The organism is Gordonia sp. IEGM753, assembly GCF_050321825.1.
Lineage (GTDB): Bacteria > Pseudomonadota > Gammaproteobacteria > Pseudomonadales > Pseudomonadaceae > Aquipseudomonas.
The window spans coordinates 406,373-433,121 of record NZ_JBNQGB010000002.1; the positions used below are offsets into that span (position 1 = coordinate 406,373).

Sequence of the window (26,749 nt, forward strand, 5' to 3'; positions counted from 1 at the left end):
CCTCGCCACACAAGCTTTGCTCCTATGGGTTTGGCGTACACCCGCCCATGTTTACCAGGGCCGAATAACATGATGATTCCCTCTCCCTGGCGCGCCGATTTTCCGGCCATCGCCGCCCTGCAACGGCAAGACCAGACGTATCTGGACAACGCCGCCACCACGCAAAAGCCTCAAGCCCTGCTGGATGCCCTGACGCATTACTACGCCAATGGCGCGGCCAACGTGCATCGCGCGCAACACTTGCCCGGCGCGCATGCTACCCAGGCGTTTGAGGACAGTCGCAGCAAAGTCGCGCAATGGCTGAATGCCGGCGATTGCGGGCAGATCATCTTTACCCATGGCGCGACCTCTGCGCTGAACCTCCTGGCCTATGGCTTGGAGCACTTATTCAATCCGGGCGATGAAATTGTTATCAGCGCACTGGAGCATCACGCCAATCTGCTGCCATGGCAGCAACTCGCCCACCGTCGCGATTTGAAACTGGTCATTTTGCCGCTGGCCAGCGACGGTCTGATCGACCTGGATGCCGCCGCAACGCTGATGGGTTCGCGTACCCGCTTGCTCGCCGTCAGCCAATTGTCCAACGTGCTGGGCGCCTGGCAACCGTTGCCCGCGCTGTTGGCGATGGCTAAAGCGCAAAACGCATTGACCGTGGTCGATGGCGCGCAAGGCGTGGTGCATGGCCGACATGACGTGCAAGCGTTGGGCTGTGATTTTTATGTGTTTTCCAGCCACAAACTTTACGGCCCCGATGGGCTGGGCGTCCTGTTCGGGCGCAATGAAGCCCTGAAGCACCTGAAGCCGTGGCAATTCGGCGGCGAAATGGTGCTGGACGCCGATTACCACGTCGCGCGTTTTCGTCCTGCACCGCTGGGTTTCGAGGCAGGCACGCCGCCGATTGCCAGCGTGATTGGCTTGGGGGCAACGCTGGATTATCTGGCAAGCCTCGATCAAGTCGCCGTCGCCGCGCACGAAGCGGCACTGCATGACTATTTACTCCAAGGCCTTGAAGCACGCAACGGCATCCGATTGCTGGGCAAACCGCAATTGGCCCTGGCAAGTTTTGTGGTTGAAGGTGTGCATAACTCTGATCTGGCGCATTTGCTCACGGAACAGGGAATCGCCGTGCGCGCCGGTCATCACTGCGCCATGCCACTGCTCAAGCGCTTTGAACTGGCGGGAGCAATCCGGGTGTCGTTGGCGCTGTACAACGATTCCGAAGACCTGGAACGGTTCTTTGAAGCGCTGGATCAAGCGCTGGAGCTGTTGAGATGAACCTGCCTGCGGACGCCATCACGGCCCTTGAAACGTTCCGCAGTGCTGCCGGTTGGGAACAACGGGCACGGCTGCTGATGCAATGGGGCGACCGCCTGCCAGTGCTGGGCGAAGTGGATAAAGTCGAAGCCAACCGCGTACATGGCTGCGAAAGTCAGGTGTGGCTGGTTGGATCGCTGACGGACGGTCGCTGGCAGTTCAGCGCCAGCAGCGACGCACGGTTGATTCGCGGGCTGGTGGCGTTACTGTTGGCACGGGTTAACGGGTTATCTGCAGTGGAGTTACAGCAGGTGGACTTGCCCGACTGGTTTGATCAGTTGGGCCTGAACCGACAACTCTCCCCTTCGCGCAGCAATGGCCTGAATGCCGTGTTACTGCGAATGAACGAGTTGGCGGGTTAATCGCCTTCGCAAGAAGGCTCACACACATCGCACCTGTGTCGAATCCACATCCCCTGCGCTAGCGAGCCTGCTCGCGAGGGGTCCATCAGCAACACCCATCAGGCCTCGGATTTAATCCGGTCCGAAGGCCGCCGAACACCCGCCACTATCTTATCCACAGCCTTGGTTGCCGCGACCATGCCAAATGTCGCCGTCACCATCATCACCGCGCCAAACCCGCCAGCACAGTCGAGTTTCACGCCGTCGCCAACGAAGCTCTTCTGCAGGCAAATACTGCCATCCGGTTTCGGGTAGCGCAGTTGCTCGGTTGAAAACACGCACGGCACGCTGTAATGGCGAGTGACAGTGCGCGAAAAATTATAGTCGCGGCGCAACGTGGAGCGCACTTTCGAGGCCAGTGGATCATTGAATGTACGGTTCAGGTCACACACCTGAATCAACGTCGGATCAATCTGCCCGCCCGCACCACCGGTTGTAATGATCTGGATTTTGCGCCGCTTGCACCAGGCAATCAGCGCAGCCTTGGCGTTGACGCTGTCGATGCAGTCGATTACGCAGTCAATGTTCGGCGTGATGTATTCGGCCATGGTGTCACGGGTGACGAAATCCGCCACTGCATGCACCGTGCAGTCCGGGTTGATCCCGCGCAAGCGCTCTGCCATGACCTCGACCTTGGGTTTGCCGACCGTGCTGTCCAGTGCGTGCAGCTGCCGGTTGGCGTTGCTGACACAGACGTCATCCAGGTCAAACAGCGAAATTTCACCCACGCCACAGCGGGCAATGGCTTCCGCCGCCCAGGAACCGACGCCACCGACGCCGACAATCGCCACATGCGCCGCGCGCAGGCGTTCAAGACCTTCGATGCCATACAACCGGGCGATGCCTGCAAACCGCGGATCTTCTGTACTCATGACCATTACCCCAAAAACCGGCGCGCATTATAGGGCTACGCAGCGACAAGTTTTAAGCTTCCAGCTACAAGTGTAAGAACTTAAGACAAAGTAGAGTGCCCAATGTGCGGCATTTCCCTGTCCGCTGTACGGTCAGTGAGCGCCCGGTGTAGGATGCGCGCGCCTGCCGCTTCGGCAGCCAGCCGCAGACCGTTCCTTCGTTCAGCAGCCTCCGGAACCCGAAATAGCTATGTCATCGCGTAAATTTGGACTCAACCTGGTGGTGGTGCTTGCCATCGCTGCCTTGTTTACCGGCTTCTGGGCGCTGATTAATCGCCCGGTCACCGCCCCCAACTGGCCTGAACAGATCTCCGGCTTCTCGTACTCGCCGTTCCAGCAGGGCCAGTACCCGCAAAAAGACCAGTACCCGACTGACGATGAAATGCGTCGCGATCTGGAGATCATGAGCAAGCTGACGGACAACATCCGTACTTACTCGGTCGATGGCACGCTGGGGGATATCCCCAAACTGGCCGAAGAGTTCGGTTTGCGGGTCACGCTGGGTATCTGGATCAGCCCGGACCTGGAGCGCAACGAACGAGAGATTCAGCGCGCTATCGAGATCGCTAACACCTCACGCAGTGTGGTACGCGTCGTGGTTGGTAACGAGGCGTTGTTCCGTGAAGAAATCACGCCTGAAGCACTGATCGTACTGCTCGACCGCGTCCGCGCTGCCGTGAAAGTGCCGGTGACCACGTCCGAGCAATGGCACATCTGGGAACACAATCCGCAGTTGGCCAAGCACGTCGACCTGATTGCCGCGCACATCTTGCCGTACTGGGAACACATCCCGGTGGATAAGGCTGGCCAGTTCGTACTGGATCGCGCCCGCGACCTGAAAAAAACCTTTCCGAAAAAACCGTTACTGCTCTCTGAGGTTGGCTGGCCGAGCAACGGCCGCATGCGCGGCGGTTCAGACGCCTCGCCCGCGGATCAAGCGATTTACCTGCGCACGCTGGTCAACAAGCTTAACCGCCAGGGTTACAACTATTTTGTGATCGAAGCCTTTGACCAGCCATGGAAAGCCAGCGACGAAGGCTCCGTGGGCGCGTATTGGGGCGTGTTCAACGCTGCTCGCCAGCAAAAATTCAACTTCGAAGGCCCGGTAGTTGCCATTCCGCAGTGGCGCGTGTTGGCCATCGGCTCAGTGGTATTGGCGCTGTTGTCGCTGACCCTGCTGATGATTGACGGCTCGTCACTGCGTCAACGCGGCCGCACCTTCCTGACCTTCATCGCCTTTTTGTGCGGTTCGGTTTTGGTGTGGATCGGTTACGACTATAGCCAGCAGTACAGCACCTGGTTCAGCCTGACGGTGGGGTTCCTGCTCGCACTCGGCGCACTCGGCGTGTTTATCGTCCTGCTGACCGAAGCCCACGAACTGGCCGAAGCGGTCTGGACGCACAAGCGCCGGCGAGAATTCTTGCCGGTAGAAGGCGATTCGGACTATCGGCCGAAGGTGTCGATTCACGTGCCTTGCTACAACGAACCACCGGAGATGGTTAAACAGACCCTCGACGCCTTGGCCAACCTCGACTATCCAGACTTCGAAGTCCTGATCATCGACAACAACACCAAGGACCCGGCGGTTTGGGAACCTGTGCGTGATTACTGCGCAACGCTTGGCCCGCGCTTCAAGTTCTTCCACGTTGCACCGCTGGCCGGGTTCAAGGGCGGCGCGCTCAACTACTTGATTCCGCACACCGCCAAAGATGCCGAAGTGATCGCGGTGATCGACTCCGACTACTGCGTGCATCCGAACTGGCTGAAGCACATGGTGCCGCACTTCGCCGACCCGAAAATCGCCGTGGTGCAGTCGCCGCAGGATTATCGCGATCAGAACGAAAGCACGTTCAAGAAGCTCTGCTACGCGGAATACAAAGGCTTCTTCCACATCGGCATGGTCACCCGTAACGACCGTGACGCGATCATCCAGCACGGCACCATGACCATGACCCGGCGCTCGGTGCTGGAGGAGCTTGGCTGGGCTGACTGGTGCATCTGTGAAGATGCCGAGTTGGGTCTGCGGGTATTCGAAAAAGGCTTGTCGGCAGCGTACTACCACACCAGTTACGGCAAGGGCTTGATGCCCGATACCTTTATCGACTTCAAGAAGCAGCGTTTCCGCTGGGCCTATGGCGCGATTCAGATCATCAAACGCCACACCGCCAGCCTGCTGCGCGGCAAGGGCACCGAGCTGACCCGTGGCCAGCGCTACCACTTCCTGGCGGGCTGGTTGCCGTGGGTGGCGGACGGCATGAACATCTTCTTTACCGTCGGTGCTCTGTTGTGGTCGGCAGCGATGATTATCGTGCCGCAACGCGTCGATCCGCCGCTGCTGATTTTTGCAATTCCGCCATTGGCACTGTTCGTCTTTAAAGTCGGCAAAATCATCTTCCTCTATCGTCGCGCGGTCGGCGTCAATTTGAAGGATGCATTTTGCGCGGCACTGGCTGGCCTGGCGTTATCGCACACCATCGCCAAAGCGGTGCTGTACGGGTTCTTCACCAGCAGCATTCCGTTTTTCCGCACACCCAAAAATGCCGACAACCACGGCTTCTGGGTGGCGATTTCGGAGGCGAGGGAAGAAGTGTTCATCATGCTGCTGTTGTGGGGCGCAGCGCTGGGCATTTTCCTGGTGCAAGGCTTGCCGAGCAACGACATGCGCTTCTGGGTAGCCATGTTGTTGGTGCAGTCGCTGCCGTACCTGGCGGCGCTGATCATGGCGTTCCTGTCTTCGCTGCCGAAACCGGCAATCGAGGCAGAGACGGCACCGGCGGTCTAAATCGCCGCAGATGAACTAAACGGCGGCCAATGGCCGCCGTTTTGCTTTAAGATAACCGCCATTTTGCAGGGCTTGGCGTGATATCCATCCCTGTGGGAGCCAGCCTGCCGGCGATGGCAGTGTAACAATCACAGTTTATGTTGACTGCCACACCGCCATCGCCAGCAGGCTGGCTCCCACACTTAGTTAGTCCGCGCCCATATTCAAGCTTCCGGAGTTTCCTCATGACGGCCCACGCCGACCTTTCGCCGACCCTTCAACTCGCTATCGACCTGATCCGTCGTCCGTCCGTGACGCCGGTAGACGCCGATTGCCAGAAGCAGATGATGCAGCGCCTGGGCGATGCCGGTTTTGCGCTGGAACCCATGCGTATCGAAGATGTGGATAACTTCTGGGCATCCCACGGCAAATACGACGGCCCGGTGCTGTGCTTTGCCGGCCACACCGACGTGGTGCCGACAGGCCCGGTGACCGCTTGGCAAATCGACCCGTTCAACGCGCTCATCGACGAACACGGCATGCTCTGCGGCCGCGGCGCGGCGGACATGAAGGGCAGCCTGGCCTCCATGACCGTGGCAGCCGAGCGCTTCGTAGCCGACTACCCCGATCACAAGGGCAAGGTTGCGTTCCTGATCACCAGCGATGAAGAAGGCCCGGCGCACCACGGCACCAAAGCGGTGGTGGAGCGCCTCTTGGCCCGTAAGGAACGCCTGGACTGGTGCATCGTCGGCGAACCGTCCAGCACGACGCTGGTGGGTGATGTGGTCAAGAATGGTCGTCGCGGCTCTCTCGGTGCCAAACTGACTGTACGCGGCGTGCAGGGCCACGTGGCTTACCCGCACCTCGCGAAAAACCCGATCCACCTTGCTGCCCCGGCACTCGCCGAGCTGGCCGCAGAGCATTGGGACCACGGCAACGATTTCTTCCCGCCAACCAGTTTCCAGATCTCCAACGTCAACTCTGGCACCGGCGCGACCAACGTGATCCCGGGCGACTTGGTGGCGGTGTTCAACTTCCGCTTCTCTACCGAGTCGACCGTTGAAGGCCTGCAAAAACGAGTGGCCGACATCCTCGACAAGCACGGCCTGGACTGGCACGTCGACTGGGCGCTCTCCGGGCTGCCGTTCCTCACCGAACCGGGCGCATTGCTGGACGCAGTGGCTTCGAGCATCAAAGACATCACCGGCCGTGACACCAAGGCGTCTACCAGCGGTGGCACCTCCGACGGTCGTTTCATTGCGACCATGGGCACGCAGGTGGTCGAACTGGGCCCGGTCAATGCGACCATCCATCAGGTCAATGAGCGTGTACTGGCTGCCGACCTCGATGTGCTGACCGAAATCTACTACCAGACCCTGATCAAGTTGCTCGCCTGATGCTTGCCTGTCCGATCTGCAGCGAACCACTGAACACCGTGGATAACGGCGTGGCGTGCCCCGCCGGGCATCGTTTCGACCGTGCACGCCAGGGTTATCTGAACCTGTTGCCGGTGCAGCACAAGAACAGCCGCGACCCTGGGGATAACCTGGCGATGGTCGAAGCACGACGCGACTTCCTGAATGCGGGTCATTACGCGCCCGTCGCCAAGCGCCTGGCTGAATTGGCAGCCGGGTACGCGCCGCAGCGCTGGCTGGACATCGGTTGTGGCGAGGGTTATTACACCGCGCAAATTGCCGATGCGTTACCCAACGCGGACGGTTACGCGCTGGATATTTCCCGGGAAGCGGTCAAACGCGCCTGCAAACGCAACCCGCAGTTGACCTGGCTGATCGCCAGCATGGCTCGGGTACCACTCGCTTCCGGCAGTTGCCAGTTTCTGGCCAGCGTTTTCAGCCCCTTGGATTGGGAAGAGGCCAAACGCCTGCTCAGTCCCGGCGGCGGCCTGATGAAAGTAGGGCCGACTAGCGGTCACCTGATGGAACTGCGTGAAAGCCTGTACGACGAAGTGCGCGAATACACTGACGACAAGCATTTGGCGTTGGTGCCGCAAGGCATGGTGCTGCAACACAGCGAGACACTGGCGTTCAAACTCACGCTAAAAAATAGCCAGGACCGGGCAAACCTGTTGGCCATGACGCCCCACGGCTGGCGTGCCAGTGCTGAACGTCGGGCAGCAGTCATCGAACAGGCCGAGCCGTTCGAGGTGACGGTGTCGATGCGCTACGATTATTTCGTACTTCAATAACCTTTAATTTTTGGCCTTGAGCAATGGCTTGAGGCCGGCTAAATCCGCGAATGGATTTTTCAGACCCGCATTGAGGACATCCATGCGCCAGCCCGATATCGAGATTTACCTGAAAGACGCCGACGTCGACTACAAGGCCGTTGCCGCCTGGCTTGCAACCGCCCTAGGCCCGTGCACCGACTGGGTCCAGAAAGGCCAGACCTATAAGTGCAAGGCTGGCAATGTACCCGTCACCTGGCTGCCAAAAGCGGTGGGCAAATGGAACAGCCTGTACCTGGAGAGCGACCAGACACCATGGGAAGACGACATCGCCTGCGCCCGCGCAGCGTTTGCAGCGCTGAACGTTGAAGTGCGATGCGCACCTGGCAGTTGGGTCGAGGAAGAAGGTGAGGAATCAGCAGACCGCTGGATGCGCATCAGCGCCGACGGTGAGGAAGAGATCACCTGGAAAACTGTTTAAACACAGCACACAAAACCTGTGGCAGCGAGCTTGCGCGCGAGGTGGCCCTTTCATTCAACATTGATGTTGCATGTCAGTCAGCTATCGCGAGCAAGCCCACTCCCACAGTGATTTTTTGGTGACCTGAAAGTTGGGTTTACAGGCCAACCACATCCTCGGCCTGTAATCCCTTCTCGCCTGTCACTACGGCATACTCAACTTGCTGGCCTTCAGCCAGCGAACGGTGGCCTTCGCCGCGGATAGCGCGGTAATGCACGAATACATCCACCCCGTCCTCGCGTTGAATGAAGCCATAGCCCTTAGCGTCGTTGAACCACTTCACATTGCCTGTTTCGCGCGTAGCCATAAATCGTCACCCCTATTTTTATTGTTGAGCGGGCGAGTATATGACACACGCCAAAACTCTCAACTCAAGATTACTTCGCCGCTTTTTTGCCGATTTTCGACGAATACGGCACACTACGACCGCCCGAGCACCTGCTCGGTTTTAATCACTCACGCAGAAGCCGTATGACCCGTTCCCCGTTCCGCCGTCTTGTGTTTGGCGCCTTGCGCCGACTGCTGTACCTCTGGGTTCGCTCAGAGACGATCAACCAGTCGTCGTTCACCCTCAACCTCGACCGCAGTCGTCCGGTGTTTTACGTCCTGCAAAACCCTTCGCTGACTGACCTTGCCGTGGTCGACACCGAATGCACCAAGGCCGGCCTGCCGCGCCCGGTGCTGCCCGTGTCGGTGGGCAACCTGATGGAGCCCGCTGCCTTTTTCTACCTGACCCCAGAGCCCGATTGGCTCGGCCGCCAGGACAAACGCGGTGCACCGCCAACCCTGACACGGCTGGTCAGCGCGCTCAGCCAGAACGCCGCCGAAGATGCGCAAATCATTCCGGTCAGCGTGTTCTGGGGTCAATCGCCGGACAGTGAATCGAGCCCATGGAAACTGCTCTTCGCCGACAGCTGGGCCGTGACCGGTCGCCTGCGCCGTTTGCTGAGCATCATCGTGCTGGGACGCAAGACCCGCGTACAGTTTTCGGCACCGATCCATCTGCGCGAGCTGATCGATCACAACAAGGGCCACGAGCGCACCGTGCGCATGGCCCAGCGAATTCTGCGGGTGCACTTTCGCAACCTGAAAGCCGCGGTGATCGGCCCGGATATCTCCCACCGTCGCAACCTGGTCAAGGGCCTGCTTAACCAGCCGCTGGTCAAGCAAGCGATCCTGGACGAAGCCGAACGCGAAAACATCACCCCGGAAAAAGCCAAGGCCCTGGCCCTGCGCTACGGCAACGAAATTGCCTCGGACTACACCTACACCGCCATCCGTTTTCTGGAAGTGGTGCTGAGCTGGTTCTGGAACAAGATCTACGATGGCATCAAGGTCAACCATATCGAAGGCGTGCAAGACGTGGCGCAGGGGCACGAGGTCATCTACGTGCCGTGCCATCGCAGCCACATCGATTACCTGCTGCTTTCGTACCTGCTGTTTCGCAATGGCCTGACCCCGCCGCACATTGCCGCGGGGATCAACCTCAACATGCCGGTCATCGGCAGCCTGCTGCGCCGTGGCGGCGCGTTCTTCATGCGCCGCACGTTCAAGGGCAATCCGCTGTACACCTCGGTGTTTAACGAATACCTGCATACGTTGTTCACCAAAGGCTTCCCGGTCGAATATTTCGTCGAGGGTGGTCGTTCGCGAACCGGCCGCATGCTGCAACCAAAAACCGGGATGCTCGCGATTACCCTGCGCAGTTTCCTGCGTTCATCGCGGATGCCGATCGTGTTCATACCGGTGTACATCGGTTACGAGCGCGTGCTGGAAGGCCGAACCTACCTGGGCGAACTGCGCGGCGCGAGCAAGAAGAAAGAGTCGATTTTCGACATCTTCAAAGTCATCGGCGCGCTCAAGCAGCGTTTCGGCCAGGTGGCCGTCAACTTCGGCGAACCGATCAAACTGGCGGAATTCCTCGACAGCGAGCAGCCGGACTGGCGCCAGCAGGAACTCGGGCCGCAATTCAAACCAGCCTGGCTCAACGAAACCACGCACCGCCTCGGCGAAAAAGTTGCACAGCACCTGAACGAAGCGGCGGCGATCAACCCGGTGAATCTGGTGGCTCTGGCGTTGCTGTCCACCAGCCGCCTGGCGTTGGATGATCGTGCGATGGCGCGGGTACTTGATCTGTATCTGGCGCTGTTGCGCAAAGTCCCGTATTCGCCGCACACCACGCTGCCCGAAGGTGATGGCCGCGCGCTGATCGAACACGTCAAAGAGATGGACCTGCTGTCCGAGCAAAGCGATGCGCTGGGCAAAATCCTGTACCTGGACGAGCAAAATGCCGTCCTGATGACCTACTACCGCAACAACGTGCTGCATATCTTCGCCCTACCGGCATTGCTCGCCAGCTTCTTCCAAAGTGCATCACGCATGAGCCGCGAGCAAATATTGCGCTACACCCGCGCGCTGTACCCGTACCTGCAATCGGAGCTATTCATCCGCTGGTCTCTGGACGAGCTGGATGCGGTAGTCGATCAATGGCTTGAAGCATTCGTCGAACACGGCCTGCTGCGGTTCGAGAACAATGTGTACCTGCGGCCGGCACCTAGCTCGCGGCATTTCGTGTTGCTGACGCTGCTGTCAAAAAGTATTGCCCAAACCCTGCAGCGTTTCTACATGACGGTTTCGTTGTTGCTCAACAACGGCCAGAACAGCATCAGTGCCGAAGAACTCGAGGACCTGTGCACCGTGATGGCCCAGCGGCTGTCGATACTGCATGGCTTGAACGCCCCCGAATTCTTCGACAAGAGCCTGTTCCGCCACTTCATCCAGACGCTGCTCGACCTTGATGTGCTCAAACGCGACGAAGCGGGCAAGCTCGGCTATCACGAACTGTTGGGCGAACTGGCCGAAGGCGCAGCAAAGCGGGTACTGCCCGCTGAGATACGATTGTCGATCCGTCAGGTAGCGTTGCACCGCAGCGAAGATGCGGCCGAATGGGTAACGCCCCTTTGATTCATTAAGGCCACAAAGCGGCACTTGGCGTCAGGGCAAGGAAGCTTCTGACGTAGTCCATTGCCCGTTCGCGCCCGAGCTCCGGAATAATCCTACAAAAGATTGCTTGGCCTCGGCGATATGCTCATGGCTCGTCATTTTCGACGATTCATTGATAAGGAAATCAACATGAGTAACGAATACGTTATGACCATCAGCGGGATTGTTTTCTACCTGCTCAAAATTTCCCTGCCAGATAACTCGACCGTTTACGTCGAACTGCTCGATGTCACGGCACGCCATAGCCCTGCCAAAAAACTTGCGGAGCAGGTCATCACCAATGCCGAGAAGAAGCAGCTGAGTTTCGACCTGTTGTACAAAGCAGCCGATGTTTTACCGGACCATCACTACGAAATCAGTGCTCGAATTGAAACTTCCGGGCAGGTTATCTACCAGACAATCAAACCTCATCGCGTGGTGTTGGGCGTCAACCACCTGCGCCCGGAGGACGTTGTGGTTCGCCCCGTTCGTGAAAAACCATCAATCAAGTTCTGAGCCGTCGCCTTGAAAATCCGCTAAATTGTCGTTGGCGTCGAGCTTCTTCGGGCGCCAACGACAAGGATTTTAATCATGAAAAAACTCACACTTCTGGCGCTTACCGCTCTGCTCGGAGCTTGCCAATCGATGCAACCCGCCGCTAAAACCAGCCTTGATGGCGAAGTCTTCTACCTGCAACGCATCGCCCTGCCGCCGAACGCAGTCCTTAGCGTCAGCCTGCAGGACGTGTCCCTGGCCGATGCGCCCGCCGTTATCCTCGACGAACAAAAAGGCCCGATAAAAGGCCAGGTGCCACTGCCCTTTCATTTGAGCTACGATCCGGTGCAGGTCAACCCTGGCCATCGTTACTCGGTCAGTGCCCGCATTGAAGTGGACGGCAAACTGCTGTTCATCACCACTGAGCATCACGCTGTTCAGCTTGATGGCAGCGACCCTCAGCCCCTCAAAATTCGCGTCAACGCCGTCCCTTAATCTCATTTTGCAAACAAGGAAGCTGCCATGTTCCGCCCCACCCTTCGCTTCGCCGGCCTGTGCGCTGGCTTGATGATCTCTGCCAGCGCAATGGCACTGTCGCTCGGCGACCTGTCGCAAAACGACGCCACCGGCGGCCTGAAAGACGCCCTGACCCAAGGCGCGCAACTGGCCGTGAAACAACTCGGCACACCGGGCGGCTTCAGCAACAACCCTGAGGTAAAAATCGAACTGCCGGGAAAACTGGGCAAAGTCGCGAGCAAAATGAAAGCCTTCGGTATGGGTGCCCAAGTCGATCAGCTTGAAACCAGCATGAACAAGGCAGCCGAAACCGCCGTAACCCAAGCGCAGCCAATCCTGGTGGATGCCGTGAAGAAAATGAGCGTTGCCGACGCCAAAGGCATCCTCAGCGGCGGCAAAGACTCAGCCACCCAATACCTGGATAAAACCAGCCGCGAACAAATCCGCACCAAGTTCCTGCCCATCGTCAAACAAGCCACCGACCAGGTCGGCCTGGCAAAACAATACAACTCCTTCGCCGGCCAAGCCGCAACACTGGGTGTACTCGACGCGAAAAACGCCAACATCGAAAACTACGTCACCGAACAAGCACTGAACGGCCTGTTCGAAATGATCGGCAAGCAAGAAGAAACCATTCGCCAGAACCCAGCGGCCGCTGCCACAAGCCTGGCGAAAAAAGTGTGTGGCACGCTGTAACCCTTAAAAGCAAAGCCTGCGCACCAACCAAAAAATGCGCTCTGCCAGCCAGAGCGCTAGCCAGCGATCAAACGACACAAATCAGCGCCCGCCGACACATCTTCGCAAGCAAGCCCGCCCCCACCAAACAACAAGAACATGGTCGGCCCGAAGGCCGCCAAGACCTACCACTCAAACCACGTCTTTTTTGATACGAAACCAAGCCGCATACAAAGCAGGCAAAAACAACAAGGTCAACGCCGTAGCCACAATCAAACCACCCATGATCGCCACCGCCATCGGCCCGAAAAACACACTGCGCGACAACGGAATCATCGCCAATACCGCCGCCAGTGCCGTCAACACAATCGGCCGGAACCGCCGCACAGTCGCCTCGATAATCGCTTCCCAGGGTTTAAGCCCAGAGGCTATATCCTGCTCAATCTGATCCACCAGGATCACCGAGTTACGCATGATCATCCCCGACAACGCGATCGTCCCCAACATCGCCACAAAACCGAACGGCTGACGGAACACCATCAAAAACAGCGACACCCCGATCAACCCTAACGGCGCCGTCAGGAACACCATCGCCGTGCGCGAAAAACTACGCAATTGCAGCATCAACAACGTCAACACCACCACGATAAACAGAGGCACACCTGCCTTTACCGAGTCCTGCCCACGAGCCGACTCTTCGACGGTGCCGCCAACCTCCAACAAGTAGCCATCGGGCAGTTCCGCGCGAATCGGATCCAGCGTTGGCATGATCTGCTGTACCAGCGTCGCCGGTTGCTCCTTGCCATAAATGTCAGCGCGGATCGTCACGTTCGGCAAGCGATTGCGGTGCCAGATAATGCCCTCTTCAAAGCCGTACTCCAGCGTCGCGATCTGCGACAGCGCCACACTTCGACCGTTATCGGTAGGCACGGCGAGACTCGGTAACAACGACAATTCGGTACGCTCATGCAATGTCCCGCGTAGCAGAATCTCGATCAACTCGTTGTCTTCGCGGTATTGGCTGACACTTGAACCGGTCAGCGAACTTTGCAGAAATTTCGACAGATTCGCCGTGCTCACGCCCAGCGCCCGAGCCCGATCCTGGTCGACATTCAAGTACACCACTTTGCTCGGTTCTTCCCAGTCCAGATGAACGTTCACCACATGTGGATTCTCACGGACCTTGGCAGCGACTTTACGCGCCAGTGCACGCACTTCCTCGATGTGCTCGCCCGTCACCCGAAACTGCACTGGATAACCAACCGGAGGCCCGTTCTCCAGACGCGTAACCCGCGAGCGCAGCGCCGGGAACTGCTCGTTAAGCGTTTCAATCAACCAGGTGCGCAGGGGTTCGCGCTCCTCAATGGTTTTCGCCAGAACAACAAACTGAGCGAAGCTGGCGGCAGGCAATTGCTGATCCAGCGGCAGGTAAAAGCGCGGCGAACCGGTCCCCACATATGCCACATAATTGTCGATGCCGGCATGGTCCTTCAGCAACGCTTCAAGACGCTTCACCTCATCGGCGGTGTTGCTCAGGGAGGCACCTTCGGCCAGTTTCAGGTCGACCATCAATTCCAGCCGTCCCGATGCAGGGAAGAACTGCTGCGGAACAAACCGGAACAACACGATGGAGGCGATGAACAGCACCACGGTCAACGTGATGACTGTTTTTCGCCAGCTTACACACCACTCCACCAAACGCCTGACACGCTGATAAAACGGCGTTCCATACGGGTCTGTCTTTCCATCGCCAGTACCATGTTTGGCGGCATGAATCTTCGCCAGGTCGGGCAGGAGTTTTTCCCCCAGGTACGGTACAAACACCACGGCGGCTACCCATGAGGCCAACAGCGCAATGGTCACTACCTGAAAGATCGAACGGGTGTATTCGCCAGTGCCCGATTGCGCGGTGGCAATTGGCAGGAAACCCGCAGCGGTTATCAGTGTGCCGGTCAGCATCGGAAACGCGGTGCTGGTCCAGGCGTAACTGGCAGCCTTGATCCGGTCGAAGCCCTGCTCCATTTTGATCGCCATCATTTCCACGGCGATAATTGCGTCATCCACCAGCAGCCCCAGCGCCAATACCAGCGCCCCGAGCGATATCTTGTGCAGGCCTATGCCGAAGTAATACATGCAGGCGAATGTCATCGCCAGAACCAGCGGAATCGCCAGCGCCACCACCATGCCGGTTCGCACGCCGAGGGAGAAGAAGCTCACCAACAACACAATCGCCAACGCTTCAACCAATACCTGAACAAACTCGCCGACACCGGTTTTTACCGCCGCAGGCTGGTCGGAAACCTTGCTCAATTGCATGCCGGCGGGAAGGTTTTTCTGGATGCGGTCGAACTCGCTTTCGAGTGCCTTGCCCAGTACCAGAATGTCACCGCCCTCCTTCATGGCCACGGCCAGGCCAATGGCGTCTTGCGCCATGAATCGCATACGCGGCGCAGGTGGGTCATTGAAGCCACGACGCACCTCAGCGACATCGCCAATGCGGAACGTGCGATCACCCACCCGTATCGGAAAGTTTTTTATCTCATCAACTGACTGAAAATTCCCCGAGACCCGTAGCTGCAATCGCTCACTGCTGGTTTCAAAGAAGCCTGCCGTGGACACCGCATTCTGTTCTTCAAGCGCCTGCTGCACGGCTGCCAGAGGCAAGCCCAACGTGGCAAGTTTGACGTTGGAGAGTTCGATCCAGATCTTCTCGTCTTGCAAACCGAGCAGGTCGACTTTGCCCACATCCTTGACCCGTTGCAGCTGGATCTGAATACGGTCGGCATAATCCTTGAGCACTGCGTAATCGAAACCTTCGCCGGTCAGTGCGTAGATGTTGCCAAAGGTAGTGCCGAATTCATCGTTGAAAAACGGCCCCTGAATGCCCGGCGGCAAGGTCTGGCGAATGTCGCTGATCTTCTTGCGGACCTGATACCAAAGCTCGGGAACATCCACCGAGTGCATGGAATCACGGGCGACAAACGTCACTTGGGATTCACCCGGGCGCGAGAACGACACAATGCGTTCGTACTCTCCGGTTTCCATCAATTTCTTTTCGATGCGTTCAGTCACCTGCCGCGAGACTTCCTGCGCGGTGGCGCCCGGCCAGTTGGTACGAATCACCATCGCCTTGAAGGTGAATGGCGGGTCTTCGCTCTGGCCAAGCTTGGTGTAGGACAGCGCGCCAACGATCGCCAGCAACAGCATCAGGAACAGTACGATCTGGCGATTACGCAGCGCCCATTCGGATAGATTGAAACCCATCGGGACTTACTCCTTCGCCGCCAGATTAACCACGCGGTTGGAGCGATCCACTGGGCGTACTTGCTGCCCGTCATGAAGCACATGCACACCTGCCGCCACCACCCAGTCGTTGGCGTTGAGGCCTTCGAGCACCGGCACGGTTTTCTCGCCAAATGCACCGATTCGTACCGGGGCTTTTTTCAACGTGTTGTTGGCGCCGAGCACCCACACATAAGTGGCACCGTTTTCAGCGGTAACAGCCGAAAGCGGCACCGACAGCGAAACTTCGTTAGCACTTTGGATAAACACCCGGGCACTTTGGCCAAGCTCGGCAGGCACCTTGCCCGCCGTAAAAGCAATGCGCGCGGCGAAGGTGCGCGACTTCGGATCGGCAGCGGGCGACAGCTCACGGATACGCCCACTGAAACGTTGATCCGGTTGGGTCCACAGTTCTACCGACACCGGCTGACCAACCGTAAAACGACCGAAATTCTGTTCCGGCAGGCTGATCAACACTTCACGCTCGCCATCAGTCGCGAGGGTGAACACGGTCTGCCCTGCCGCCACAACTTGCCCGACTTCAACGGCGCGTTTAGCGACCACGCCATCTTGCGGCGCACGCAAGACGGCGTAGCTGGCCTGATTGGTCGAGACGTTAAATTCGGCTTTGATTTGTTTGAGGCGGGCTTCACCGGACCGGAAAAGGTTCTCGGAGTTGTCATACTGCGAACGACTGACCATCTGCCGATCCATCAACGTCTTGTAGCGATCACGCTCGGCGCGCACCAGGTTCAGGTTGGCTTCAGCAGCGGCCACCTGAGCACGGGTGGCTTCCAGTTGCAGGCGCACGTCCTGCGGATCGAGTTCCGCCAGCGCCTGATCAGCCTTTACCCGTTGCCCTTCTTCGACCAGTCGTCGGCTGACTTTGCCACCGATGCGAAATGCCAGATCGGGCTCATAGCGGGCCCGCACCTCACCCGGATAACTTTCCATTGCCTGCGCCGAAGGCTCTGGCTGGACCACCATGGCCGGGCGAACGCTGACTTCAGGTGCCTCCTCGTGACCACACGCAGACAATAAAAAAGCCAGGCTGACTGGCAACGCGAGGGGCAAGGCATAGCGGAACATGGTGAAGGACCTTTCGCTAATGGTGCTTGGAATAATTATACTGGGCGGTATGTTATTAATAGCAAACTCACCAGTCCAGTATTAAAGCGAAGAATGTCGAACAATCTTTCAGCACCCAACGGCCCAGGCCGACCTAAAGATCTGGCCAAGCGCCAGGCCATTCTGGACGCAGCGAAAATTCTGTTTCTGAGTAATGGCTATGCCAACACCAGCATGGACGCCGTGGCGGCCGAGGCCGGCGTGTCGAAGCTGACGGTCTATAGCCATTTCAACGACAAAGAGACGCTGTTCTCCGCTGCCGTCATGGCCAAGTGCGAGGAACAATTACCGCCGCTTTTCTTCGAGCTGCCGGACGGCACTGCGGTAGAAAGTGTGTTGCTGAATATTGCGCGCGGCTTTCATCAACTGATCAACAGCGACGAATCGGTGAACCTGCACCGCTTGATGATGAGTCTGGGCAGTCAAGACCCGAAACTGTCACTGATTTTTTTCGAGGCCGGGCCCGAGCGCATGTTGAATGGCATGGAGCGGCTATTGGCAAGGATCGATCAGGCGGGAGCCTTGTGCATCGATAAACCACGCAACGCGGCCGAGCATTTTTTCTGCCTGCTGAAGGGCGCGGGGAATTTTCGCTTGTTGTATGGCTGTGGCGAACCACTGACCGGCGACGCAGCCGAGAGCCATGTGCAGGAAGTGGTAGGGCTGTTCATGCGGGCTTATCGACCTGGAGTGGCCTGATGGATTTCAGGTGCCGGGACTGACGCCATCGCTAGCAGGCCAGCTCCCACAGGGGGATTTGTGTTGTTCACAGATCTTGTATGGGAGCAGCTAGTTGACCTGTTTCACTCGCCCTCACAGGGTGCTGGAAATCCAGTGTGGGCTAGCCTGCTAGCGATGGGGGCAACTCAGTCTCAGGACTTGAGTGCCTTTTTAGGATAAATGTCATACCGGCTCGATTTCCCGTCCAGCGCATGGCTCGGCTTCGGCCCGGCAATGCACGGCGCCTTGCGCGGGCGCTTGACCACGACCCGGTGGCTGGCCAGTGCCAATGCGGCTTCAAGCAACGCCGGCGCATCCAGGTCATCGCCGACCAATGGCCGAAACAGGCGCATTTCCTTCTTCACCAACGCAGTTTTTTCGCGGTGCGGGAACATCGGATCGAGATAAATCACCTGCGGCGGTTCGCCTTCCCAGTTGCGCATCACCTCGATCGAGTTGCCCTTGAGCAAGCGCATACGCGCCACAATCGGTGCCACATCGAGGTCTTCCGCGGCACGCGCCAAGCCGTCCTCCAGCAAGGCGCCAATCAACGGTTGACGCTCAATCAGGCTCATCTCGCACCCCAGGCTCGCCAGCACAAACGCATCCTTGCCCAAGCCCGCCGTAGCATCCAGCACCCGCGGGCGCACGCCCTGCGCGATGCCGACAGCCTTGGCGATCATCTGGCCGGTACCGCCGCCAAACAAACGGCGATGCGCAGCCCCACCTTCGACGAAATCCACCCGCACCGGCCCCGGTGCATCTGGCCCAAGCTGTTGCAGTTGCAAACCCTGTTCGCCCACCTGCAGGGCAAACTCACCGTCAGCCACTTGCAGCGGCAAGCCCAGCCGTTCGGCCCATTGCTCGGCTTGTGGCTGAAACGCCGGGGCTGAAGCCTCGACATGGATGCGGCAGACCGCCGGTTGCTCAATCATGGGGAAACACGCTCAAAAAATTAATGATCGGCAAAAACGGCCGATAACAACATTAACGAGCATTTTGCCAGAGCTGAGCGTCGACCGAGAGAAATGTCAGACATTCAACGCACATCGATAGGCTACATCTCGCCTTACGGCGATTATGGCCTGCGAAACTCCCAAGCACTGAGCGGCGTCAGTCACCTGTGGCAAGATTTTTTTGCCCAGGCAATGGCCGATCAGTCGAGTGATGTTGCGCCTGCGTCCGGCACGTTCCCACCGGTTGATCTGGACAGCCCGGTCGAGCCTACCGTCGGCAGCGAACTCTATGCCCATATCGTTTCCCAGCGTGAATGCGACGTAAAAGAAACTCAGGTCAAACCGCCAGAACCGCTGTTCCTGCCGATTGCCGAGTTCGAAATGGAGCTGGCGGACAAACCGTTCCCGCCGTTCCCGCCTGAAGAAATTGCCGCGCAACAGAAACAACAGAACTTCGAAAGCGGCTGGGTTCGTCCAATCGTTCTGACGGCTGGCCAGCCAGTACCAGCAGCCGGCCCAGCTCCCCAGCCGCGTCCGTTGCACCTGCCGATTGCCGAGTTCGAACTCGACCTGCTCGACAAACCCTTCCCGCCGTTCTCGAACGAGGAACTGGCGGAACAACAGAAACACTTCGACTTCGACACTGGCTGGGCTCGCCCAATCGTCCTGCAAAACCTGCGCATCGCCGCTTGATCTCAGCGACACACCCACCACGGCCCGACATCCAGATGAAAGTGATTGCGGTGCGCCGCGTTGTAATCCGGGCTCAGTACCGCACTGAACATCGTGCAGGCAGCATCACGGACCTGATGCAGAAACTGCGCGTCCTGATTTTCTTTTGACCAATCATTGAGCACGCTGATACGTCGGCCATCCGCCAGCCGAAAACCGGCAATATCCAGTGCATCGGCGGTCGCATGCTGGCTGCGCCGACCGTTCTCTCGGTTGTAGATGTTGCGACAGGCAAAACTGCCGAGATGATCGACACGCGTGACTGCTTGCCCGTAGACCGCTTGCGCCACGGGCTGCAAGGCGTGACGTTCGAACAGTGCAAACGATACCGCCAGCGGGCAACTCGCGAGAAAACTGCTGCTCAGGGCCACATCACCACCCTGCACACGCAAGGTGTTGGCCAGTGGGCACGTCGCATCGGGGCTGTCGGATTGACGGGCAACGCGCAGTCCCGAACTGCTTAGAGCCTGGTCACACAGCTGCGGATCGTCACGCAAACGCATCAGTTTGTAGCGTATCAGCAGGTTCGGCTCAGCCCTTACGTCAAGCGGCGCCCACGGGTTCCACTCAGGCGGCAGCGCGATCCAGCCACGCCAGACGCCCACGCCCGCCGCGCCAATAATCAGTATCAGCAGCAACACCCCCCGCAGAAACCGCATTATCAGCCTTTGAAAAACTGATTGGCCTGCTGATAGGGCATGGATCGCGACGTAAAACCGAAGGTGCCTTGCTGCTGAATTTCCTCAGCCGCGCGAAAAAACTCGCCATACGCTGCGAGCGCCAGAGCGGAGCCGACGCTGATGCGTTTGACGCCCATCTCACTCAACTGCTCGACCGTCAACTTCAGCCCGCCGGACATCAGCACATTGACCGGTTTCGGCGCGACCGCACGCACCACTGCCAACACATCCTCGGCACTGCGCAGCCCTGGCGCATACAGCACATCGGCGCCCGCTTCAGCGAAAGCCTGCAAACGCCGGATCGTGTCCGCCAGATCAGGGTTGCCATGCAGGAAGTTCTCGGCACGTGCCGTCAGCATGAAAGGAAAAGGCAAACTGCGAGCAGCAGCGACGGCGGCTTCGATGCGCGCCACTGCGTGTTCGAAACAGTAGATCGGTGATTCTTCTCGGCCGGTGGCATCTTCGATGGAGCCACCCACGGCACCGGCCGCCGCAGCTTTCAAAATGCTCTGTGCGCACTCGACAGGGTCGTCAGCGAAACCGTTTTCCAGGTCGACCGCCACCGGCAGATGTGTTGCGGCAACAATCGCCCGAACGTTCGCCAGCGTGTCGTCAAGGCTCAATGCGCCATCGGCACGGCCCTGGGAGAAGGCATAACCGGCGCTGGTGGTCGCCAACGCCTCGAAACCAAGGCTTGCCAGCATCTTCGCCGAGCCGGCGTCCCAGGGGTTGGGGATGACAAAAGCCCCATCGCGTTCGTGCAGCGCTTTGAAGGCGTGGGCTCGAAGGATTTGTGCGTCCATTTGCAGGCTCCTGACAAGTGCGGGAAAGCGCTTCAGAGCAGGTCAAGTTGCTCGGCGGCGGGCTCTCTGTATAACTCAGGAAGCGGCGGCAGGCCAGGCAAACGCAGCATCAGCATGGCGTGAAAACGTTGTGCCAGTTTGGCAGCCAACAGGTTATCGGCGGTGTGCAAAAAGATGTACGGCGTGCGCCCCTCTTCGATCCACCCGGCGATTTTCTCGACCCACGGCAACAGGAACGGATCGTTGGCCTCAAGCATTGGATGCCCAATGAACCGCACCTGCGGGAACTGCGTGAACGCTGTCGGGCGCGGCGGTACATCGGGCTTTTTGGATTGGGCGTGCCGCACTGAAGGATCAGTCGAAGTGCAACTGAACAGCGCTCGCGGATCAAGGCAAATACGCTCGACGCCGCGGTCCAGCAACAGACGGTTGAGCACGCGCTCGCTGTCGCCCTTGGTGAAAAATTCGGAATGCCGCACTTCGACCGCCAGAGGCCGATCCAGCGCATCAATGAAACCGACCAACTCTGGCAACCGCTGCGGCGTGAAACTTTTCGACAACTGCAACCACAGCGGTGAAACACGTTCACCGACCGGGCGCAGCAATTGCAGGAACGTGTCGACGCCTGTCAGTTGCTCGCGCAGGTCGCCGTTGTGGCTGATATCGCCGGGGAACTTGGCGGTGAAGCGAAAGTGTTGCGGCATGACCTCAGCCCAGCGCTGCACCGTGGACGCAGCCGGACTCGCATAGAAGGTGGTATTGCCTTCTACGGCGTTGAACACTTGGGAATAAAGATTCAGGAACTCGGCGGGTTTCGCGTCTTGCGGGTAGAGGTAATCACGCCAGGCGTTTTCACTCCAGGACGGGCAGCCGAGGTAGTAAGGCAGCACCATCAGATGTAAAGGTCGAGACCCAGCACATCCGTATCCCAATCGACAAAACCGGCGGTGCTCAGGTAGCTGGCCAAAGCCATCGCAACGCTTTTGCTCATGGTGCGGTGGTACAGCATGTCTTGCTGCCGAGCGGGAAGATTGCTGAGGCGTTGCGCAGAAGCCTTGGCGCCGCGAGCAGCCATTTGTTCTTCGGACGGGAACTCGAGTTCACCATCGATATCAACGGCATCGTCCTCCGTCACAGGCCCTTTGCGAGGCTTGCGCTTGATGGGGTACGACTGGGATGAAAGGCCGTCTATACGCATAAATTCATGCTCGGTATCAATGATGGCAGTCTAGTGGCACCTGATCCACTAAGCAAACTGTTGAGTGATAACTAGAACACAGAAAATCGAAAAGGTTTAAAAGCAGCGGGATAATTCGACGATTGGCACGTGTCGACTTTGTTTGGACTCAACGCGCCTTGGGCGTCGCCACTTTATCGCGCAGATAAACCGGCTGCGCCTGGTCGGCGACGATCGACTCGCCCCGCTCCCAGGCAAATCGCGCCAGCGTAAGCAGGTCTTCGGCATGAGGCAACATGCCCGCGTCGTGACCGGTCAGGCTGACGTTGATACGTTCGGCATAACCCCAACCGGTGCCAGCACCGAACCATTCACCGCTGGCGTCATCGGGTAATGCCGCCACTTGAGGTGGCAATACGGCTTCGTTGCCGACCAGGCGCATCTCGCCCGCCGTCTCGCGGTAGCAACCCCAATACACTTCATCCATGCGCGCATCGATGGCGGCGGCCACCTGGCTCACGCCCTGTTCGCGATAGGCGCGTTGCGCCAACACGGCCAGGTTCGATACCGGCAACACGGGCCGATCGAGGGCAAACGCCAAGCCCTGAACCACGCCGATGGCGATTCGCACGCCGGTGAATGCCCCCGGCCCACGACCGAATGCGATGGCATCGACCGCTTGCAGCGTCGTCCCGGCATCGGCCAGCAGTTGCTGAATCATCGGCAACAGCTTCTGCGCATGCAGGCGCGGGATCACCTCGTAATGGCTCGTGACCTTGCCGTCATGCAGCAAGGCAACGGAGCAAGCTTCAGTCGCGGTGTCCAGGGCCAGCAAGGTGCTCATTGATGTTTCCGTAAGAGAGGTCAGAAAAAGTGCTTCAGTATAAACAACTACGGCCCGCAAGCGGGCCGTAGACGATCAAGCGGTTTTCAGTTCAGTGCTTCGAGCACTTTACCGGTAATCGCTTCAACCGAGCCAACACCTTCGATGTGGCTGTACTTCGGTTTGCCCTGAGCGGAGGACAGCTCCTGGTAGAACTTCACCAGGGGCTCGGTCTGCGCGTGGTAAACCGAGAGACGATGACGAACGGTTTCTTCGGTATCGTCCTTGCGCTGCACCAGCTCTTCACCGGTGATGTCGTCTTTACCGGCAATTTTCGGCGGGTTGTAGACGATGTGGTACACGCGACCTGAAGCCTCATGCACACGACGACCGGCGATACGCTGGACGATGTCTTCGTCCTTGACGTCGATTTCGACTACGTGGTCCAGCTCGACGCCGGCCTTCACCAGGGCTTCTGCCTGAGGAATGGTGCGCGGGAAACCGTCAAACAGGAAACCATTGGCACAATCGGCCTGGCTGATGCGTTCCTTGACCAGATTGATGATCAGGTCATCGGAAACCAGGCCACCGCTGTCCATGACGCTTTTGGCAATCAGGCCCAGCTCGGTGCCGGCCTTGACTGCTGCACGCAGCATGTCGCCAGTGGAGATTTGCGGAATGCCGAATTTTTCGGTGATGAACTTAGCCTGAGTACCTTTACCGGCCCCGGGAGCTCCCAGCAGAATGACGCGCATCGATGTGCTCCTCAATTTTTTATATGGATAACGTCAGATTCGCCTCGTGGGGCCAATCTCAAAAATAGGGTCGTGACCGCCCAAACGGTCAAAGGCTGATCAAGATACACAGCAGTTCCTGCCCACACAAGCCGCCGAAAGTCGGAGAAACCCACGCCTGTCGTGACCTTGCGACCGGGTTCCCCAAGTCGCAACCCCATCACTAACTGTCGCCTGGCCGCACTTTTAGCCTCGCTTCCCACAGGCTCCTGCCGCGCACGGCAGTTGCCAACCCTGTGGCAAAAACCTTAGCCGGTATTGCGCAAACCTGCGGCGATTCCCGCCACAGACACCAGCAGAGCCTGTTCTACCGGGCTGCCCTGCGCCATCTCCTGCTGCCGCGAACGCGCCAGCAGCTCAGCTTGCAATAGATGAAGCGGGTCGAGGTAGGTGTTGCGCAAGCGGATGAATTCGAGGGTGTCTGGGCTATGTGCCAGTAGCTGCGACTGACCGGTCAGCCCCAGGACCACGGCACAAGCCTGCGACAATAGGTCGCGTAAGTGCGCGCCCAAAGGTAACAAATCAGCCTCAACCAATCGTTCGTCGTAGGACTGTGCAATGTCAGCGTCAGCCTTGGCCAACACCATTTCCAGCATATCGATGCGCGTACGGAAGAATGGCCATTGTTCGCGCATCTGCCCCAGCAATTCGCCTTCACCACGCTCCAGCGCCTTGCTCAGGGCAGCCTCCCAACCCAGCCAGGCCGGCAACATCAGGCGTGTTTGAGTCCAGCCGAAAATCCACGGGATGGCGCGCAGGCTTTCAATGCCGCCAGCGCGACGCTTGGCCGGTCGACTGCCCAACGGCAAACGGCCCAGTTCCTGTTCTGGCGTGGACTGACGGAAGTACTCGACGAACTGCGGATTTTCCCGCACCACGGCGCGATAGGCACTGACGCCATCAGCCGCCAATTCGTCCATCAGATGGCGCCAGGCGGGCTCAGGTGGCGGTGGCGGCAACAACGTGGCCTCGAGAACGGCCGCCAGATATAGATTGAGGTTTTGTTCGGCGATGTCTGGCAAGCCGAACTTGAAACGGATCATTTCGCCCTGTTCAGTGGTACGGAAACGCCCCGCCACCGAGCCGGGTGGCTGCGACAAAATGGCCGCGTGAGCCGGGCCGCCACCACGTCCCACGGTGCCGCCGCGACCGTGGAACAACAGCAGTTCCACTTGCTGTTCCCGACAGATGTCGACCAAGCGTTCCTGCGCCCGATATTGCGCCCAAGCGGCCGCCGTAGTGCCGGCGTCCTTGGCCGAGTCGGAATAACCGATCATCACTTCCAGCGGCCCTTGCAGACGGGCGCGATAACCCGGCAGCAGCAACAGGGTTTCGATCACCGGACCTGCATTGTCGAGGTCGGCCAGGGTTTCGAACAGCGGCACCACGCGCATCGGCCGCAGCACGCCGGCCTCTTTGAGCAGCAGTTGCACCGCCAGCACATCGGAAGCAGCGCCCGCCATGGAGATGACGTAAGAGCCCAGCGAAGCCGCCGGCGCAGCAGCAATTTCGCGACAAGTCGCCAGCACTTCGGCGGTGTCGGCGGACGGTTTGAAGTACGTCGGCAGCAATGGCCGGCGATTCTTCTGTTCGCGCATCAGAAAGGCAATGCGCGCCTCTTCATCCCAGTCTTCGTAACGTCCAAGCCCCAGGTAATCGGTGATTTCGGTCATCGCAGCGCTATGGCGCGACGAATCCTGGCGGACATCCAACCGCACCAGGAACAACCCAAAAGTCACCGCACGGCGCAGGCAATCGAGCAGCGGGCCATCTGCAATCACGCCCATGCCGCATTCGTGCAACGAGTGGTAACACAGCTCCAGTGGATCGAGCAGTTCGCGGTTATTTTGCAAAACATCCGCTGGCGCCGGTGTCGCAACGGTCAATGAAGCGTGCGCCCAGTTGCGCGTCGCACGCAGGCGTTCGCGTAATTTTTTCAGCACCGCTCGATAAGGCTCCGCACTGTCGCCGGCCTCGGCTTTCAAAGCGTCGGTGGCCTGCTGCATGGACAGTTCGGCCGCCAGGTGATCGATGTCGCGCACATACAAATCGGCAGCCATCCACCGCGCCAGCAGCAGCACCTCACGCGTCACGGCAGCCGTGACATTGGGATTGCCATCACGGTCGCCCCCCATCCACGAGGCGAAGCGAATGGGTGCGGCCTCCAGTGCAAGGTGCAGGCCGGTGGCGTCATGCAAGGCCTTGTCGGCCTTGCGCAAATAATTGGGAATGGCGTGCCACAGCGAGTGCTCGATCACCGCGAAACCCCATTTGGCTTCGTCTACCGGGGTCGGCCGCGTACGACGAATTTCTTCGGTGTGCCAGGCTTCTGCGATCAGGCGCTGCAACTTCGCCTGAATCTGCTCGCGTTCGGCCGTCGTCAGGTCACGATGGTCTTGCGCAGCCAATTGCGCGGCAATGGCGTCGTACTTCTGGATCAGGGTCCGGCGCGCCACTTCGGTTGGGTGCGCGGTCAAAACCAGTTCGATTTCCAGCCGCCCCAGCTGCCGCGCCAACGATTCTGCGCCATGCCCTTCGTCACGCAACCGCGCCAGCAACTCGGGCAACACCCGCGCCTCGAACGGCGCTGGCTGAGACTCTTCACGGCGATGAATCAGCTGATATTGCTCGGCGATGTTGGCCAGGTTGAGAAAATGGTTGAACGCTCGCGCGACTGGCAGCAACTCGTCTTCGCTCAATTGATTGAGGCTGGCACTCAACTCAGCGCCCATCGAACCGCGACGATCCGCCTTGGCGCCCTTGCGAATCTGCTCGATCTTGTCGAGAAAACCGTCGCCGTACTGCTCGCGAATGGTATTGCCCAACAGCTCACCCAACAGGTGAACATCCTCGCGCAAGCGTGCATCAATATCGGTCATCAGCGGTTCTCCAGT

At 58.8% G+C, this 26,749-nt stretch carries 24 protein-coding genes; 12 read left to right on the forward strand and 12 right to left on the reverse strand.

Translation table 11 applies throughout. The features are described 5' to 3' along the window. Positions 1-69 precede the first annotated feature (69 nt). Positions 70-1,275, forward strand: a complete 1,206-nt coding sequence (locus tag ACQR3R_RS14810; protein WP_428273035.1) for an aminotransferase class V-fold PLP-dependent enzyme — start codon at positions 70-72, stop codon at positions 1,273-1,275. After that, positions 1,272-1,676 (forward strand): SufE family protein, encoded by a 405-nt coding sequence (locus ACQR3R_RS14815; RefSeq protein WP_428273036.1) that lies wholly within the window; start codon positions 1,272-1,274, stop codon positions 1,674-1,676. Before ACQR3R_RS14810 ends, ACQR3R_RS14815 begins: the two co-directional genes overlap by 4 nt. 98 nt (positions 1,677-1,774) lie before the next feature. Here ACQR3R_RS14815 and tcdA read toward each other — a convergent pair whose 3' ends face one another. After that, a complete protein-coding gene (tcdA, locus tag ACQR3R_RS14820; protein ID WP_428273037.1) occupies positions 1,775-2,587 on the reverse strand; it encodes a tRNA cyclic N6-threonylcarbamoyladenosine(37) synthase TcdA in 813 nt (270 codons plus the stop codon). Positions 2,588-2,816: 229 nt separating this feature from the next. Here tcdA and ACQR3R_RS14825 point away from each other — a divergent pair, with 229 nt between their 5' ends. From ACQR3R_RS14825 to ACQR3R_RS14840, 4 genes are all read left to right on the forward strand, one after another. Further along, the gene (locus ACQR3R_RS14825; protein ID WP_428273038.1) at positions 2,817-5,408 is read left to right on the forward strand and encodes a glycosyltransferase; all 2,592 of its coding nucleotides are present in this window, start codon (positions 2,817-2,819) and stop codon (positions 5,406-5,408) included. Positions 5,409-5,632: 224 nt separating this feature from the next. Then, on the forward strand, positions 5,633-6,784 hold the full coding sequence (gene dapE, locus ACQR3R_RS14830) for a succinyl-diaminopimelate desuccinylase (protein ID WP_428273039.1): 1,152 nt from the start codon (positions 5,633-5,635) through the stop codon (positions 6,782-6,784). Continuing rightward, positions 6,784-7,593, forward strand: coding sequence for a putative RNA methyltransferase (locus tag ACQR3R_RS14835; RefSeq protein ID WP_428273040.1), 810 nt, complete (start codon positions 6,784-6,786; stop codon positions 7,591-7,593). The genes dapE and ACQR3R_RS14835 overlap by 1 nt, the downstream gene beginning before the upstream one ends. Positions 7,594-7,675: 82 nt before the next feature. Then, positions 7,676-8,053 (forward strand): hypothetical protein, encoded by a 378-nt coding sequence (locus tag ACQR3R_RS14840; RefSeq protein WP_428273041.1) that lies wholly within the window; start codon positions 7,676-7,678, stop codon positions 8,051-8,053. 136 nt (positions 8,054-8,189) lie between these two features. Here the strand turns inward: ACQR3R_RS14840 and ACQR3R_RS14845 are convergent, their stop codons facing one another. Beyond that, positions 8,190-8,399: a cold-shock protein gene (locus ACQR3R_RS14845; RefSeq protein ID WP_010462862.1), complete on the reverse strand. Its 210-nt coding sequence runs from the start codon at positions 8,397-8,399 to the stop codon at positions 8,190-8,192. Positions 8,400-8,563: 164 nt separating this feature from the next. Here ACQR3R_RS14845 and plsB point away from each other — a divergent pair, with 164 nt between their 5' ends. The 4 genes from plsB (at position 8,564) to ACQR3R_RS14865 (ending at position 12,781) form a co-directional block, all read left to right on the forward strand. Further along, positions 8,564-11,056, forward strand: coding sequence for a glycerol-3-phosphate 1-O-acyltransferase PlsB (gene plsB / locus ACQR3R_RS14850; RefSeq protein ID WP_428273042.1), 2,493 nt, complete (start codon positions 8,564-8,566; stop codon positions 11,054-11,056). Positions 11,057-11,224: 168 nt separating this feature from the next. Further along, positions 11,225-11,590, forward strand: coding sequence for a YbaY family lipoprotein (locus tag ACQR3R_RS14855; protein ID WP_428273043.1), 366 nt, complete (start codon positions 11,225-11,227; stop codon positions 11,588-11,590). 75 nt (positions 11,591-11,665) lie between these two features. Beyond that, entirely contained in the window at positions 11,666-12,064 is a 399-nt protein-coding gene (locus ACQR3R_RS14860) for a YbaY family lipoprotein (RefSeq protein ID WP_428273044.1), read from the forward strand. Positions 12,065-12,091: 27 nt separating this feature from the next. After that, positions 12,092-12,781: a DUF4197 family protein gene (locus tag ACQR3R_RS14865; protein ID WP_428273045.1), complete on the forward strand. Its 690-nt coding sequence runs from the start codon at positions 12,092-12,094 to the stop codon at positions 12,779-12,781. Positions 12,782-12,952: 171 nt separating this feature from the next. On the opposite strand, the gene ACQR3R_RS14870 is transcribed toward ACQR3R_RS14865, so the two are convergent. Together ACQR3R_RS14870 and ACQR3R_RS14875 are read right to left on the reverse strand one after the other, a co-directional pair. Beyond that, positions 12,953-16,024, reverse strand: coding sequence for an efflux RND transporter permease subunit (locus tag ACQR3R_RS14870; protein WP_428273046.1), 3,072 nt, complete (start codon positions 16,022-16,024; stop codon positions 12,953-12,955). Between the two features lie 6 nt (positions 16,025-16,030). After that, positions 16,031-17,131: an efflux RND transporter periplasmic adaptor subunit gene (locus ACQR3R_RS14875; RefSeq protein ID WP_428273047.1), complete on the reverse strand. Its 1,101-nt coding sequence runs from the start codon at positions 17,129-17,131 to the stop codon at positions 16,031-16,033. Between the two features lie 93 nt (positions 17,132-17,224). Between ACQR3R_RS14875 and ACQR3R_RS14880 the strand changes: the two genes are divergently transcribed. After that, a complete protein-coding gene (locus tag ACQR3R_RS14880; protein ID WP_428273048.1) occupies positions 17,225-17,869 on the forward strand; it encodes a TetR/AcrR family transcriptional regulator C-terminal domain-containing protein in 645 nt (214 codons plus the stop codon). A gap of 173 nt (positions 17,870-18,042) precedes the next feature. Here the strand turns inward: ACQR3R_RS14880 and ACQR3R_RS14885 are convergent, their stop codons facing one another. Further along, positions 18,043-18,825, reverse strand: coding sequence for a class I SAM-dependent methyltransferase (locus ACQR3R_RS14885; RefSeq protein ID WP_428273049.1), 783 nt, complete (start codon positions 18,823-18,825; stop codon positions 18,043-18,045). 93 nt (positions 18,826-18,918) lie between these two features. On the opposite strand from ACQR3R_RS14885, the gene ACQR3R_RS14890 reads away from it, so the two are divergent. Then, a complete protein-coding gene (locus ACQR3R_RS14890; RefSeq protein ID WP_428273050.1) occupies positions 18,919-19,539 on the forward strand; it encodes a hypothetical protein in 621 nt (206 codons plus the stop codon). Positions 19,540-19,541: 2 nt separating this feature from the next. Here ACQR3R_RS14890 and ACQR3R_RS14895 read toward each other — a convergent pair whose 3' ends face one another. The 7 genes from ACQR3R_RS14895 to ppc form a co-directional block, all read right to left on the reverse strand. Beyond that, a complete protein-coding gene (locus ACQR3R_RS14895) occupies positions 19,542-20,237 on the reverse strand; it encodes an extensin family protein (RefSeq protein ID WP_428273051.1) in 696 nt (231 codons plus the stop codon). A 2-nt stretch (positions 20,238-20,239) separates the two neighbouring features. Beyond that, positions 20,240-21,061: an isocitrate lyase/phosphoenolpyruvate mutase family protein gene (locus tag ACQR3R_RS14900; RefSeq protein WP_428273052.1), complete on the reverse strand. Its 822-nt coding sequence runs from the start codon at positions 21,059-21,061 to the stop codon at positions 20,240-20,242. A gap of 32 nt (positions 21,062-21,093) precedes the next feature. Further along, positions 21,094-21,954 (reverse strand): DUF72 domain-containing protein, encoded by an 861-nt coding sequence (locus ACQR3R_RS14905; RefSeq protein WP_428273053.1) that lies wholly within the window; start codon positions 21,952-21,954, stop codon positions 21,094-21,096. Then, a complete protein-coding gene (locus ACQR3R_RS14910; protein WP_428273054.1) occupies positions 21,954-22,259 on the reverse strand; it encodes a hypothetical protein in 306 nt (101 codons plus the stop codon). Before ACQR3R_RS14910 ends, ACQR3R_RS14905 begins: the two co-directional genes overlap by 1 nt. 148 nt (positions 22,260-22,407) lie before the next feature. Further along, positions 22,408-23,082 (reverse strand): tRNA (adenosine(37)-N6)-threonylcarbamoyltransferase complex dimerization subunit type 1 TsaB, encoded by a 675-nt coding sequence (gene tsaB / locus ACQR3R_RS14915; protein WP_428273055.1) that lies wholly within the window; start codon positions 23,080-23,082, stop codon positions 22,408-22,410. 86 nt (positions 23,083-23,168) lie between these two features. After that, positions 23,169-23,816 (reverse strand): adenylate kinase, encoded by a 648-nt coding sequence (adk, locus tag ACQR3R_RS14920; RefSeq protein WP_428273056.1) that lies wholly within the window; start codon positions 23,814-23,816, stop codon positions 23,169-23,171. A 287-nt stretch (positions 23,817-24,103) separates the two neighbouring features. After that, entirely contained in the window at positions 24,104-26,734 is a 2,631-nt protein-coding gene (ppc, locus tag ACQR3R_RS14925; RefSeq protein WP_428273057.1) for a phosphoenolpyruvate carboxylase, read from the reverse strand. Positions 26,735-26,749: the final 15 nt, after the last annotated feature.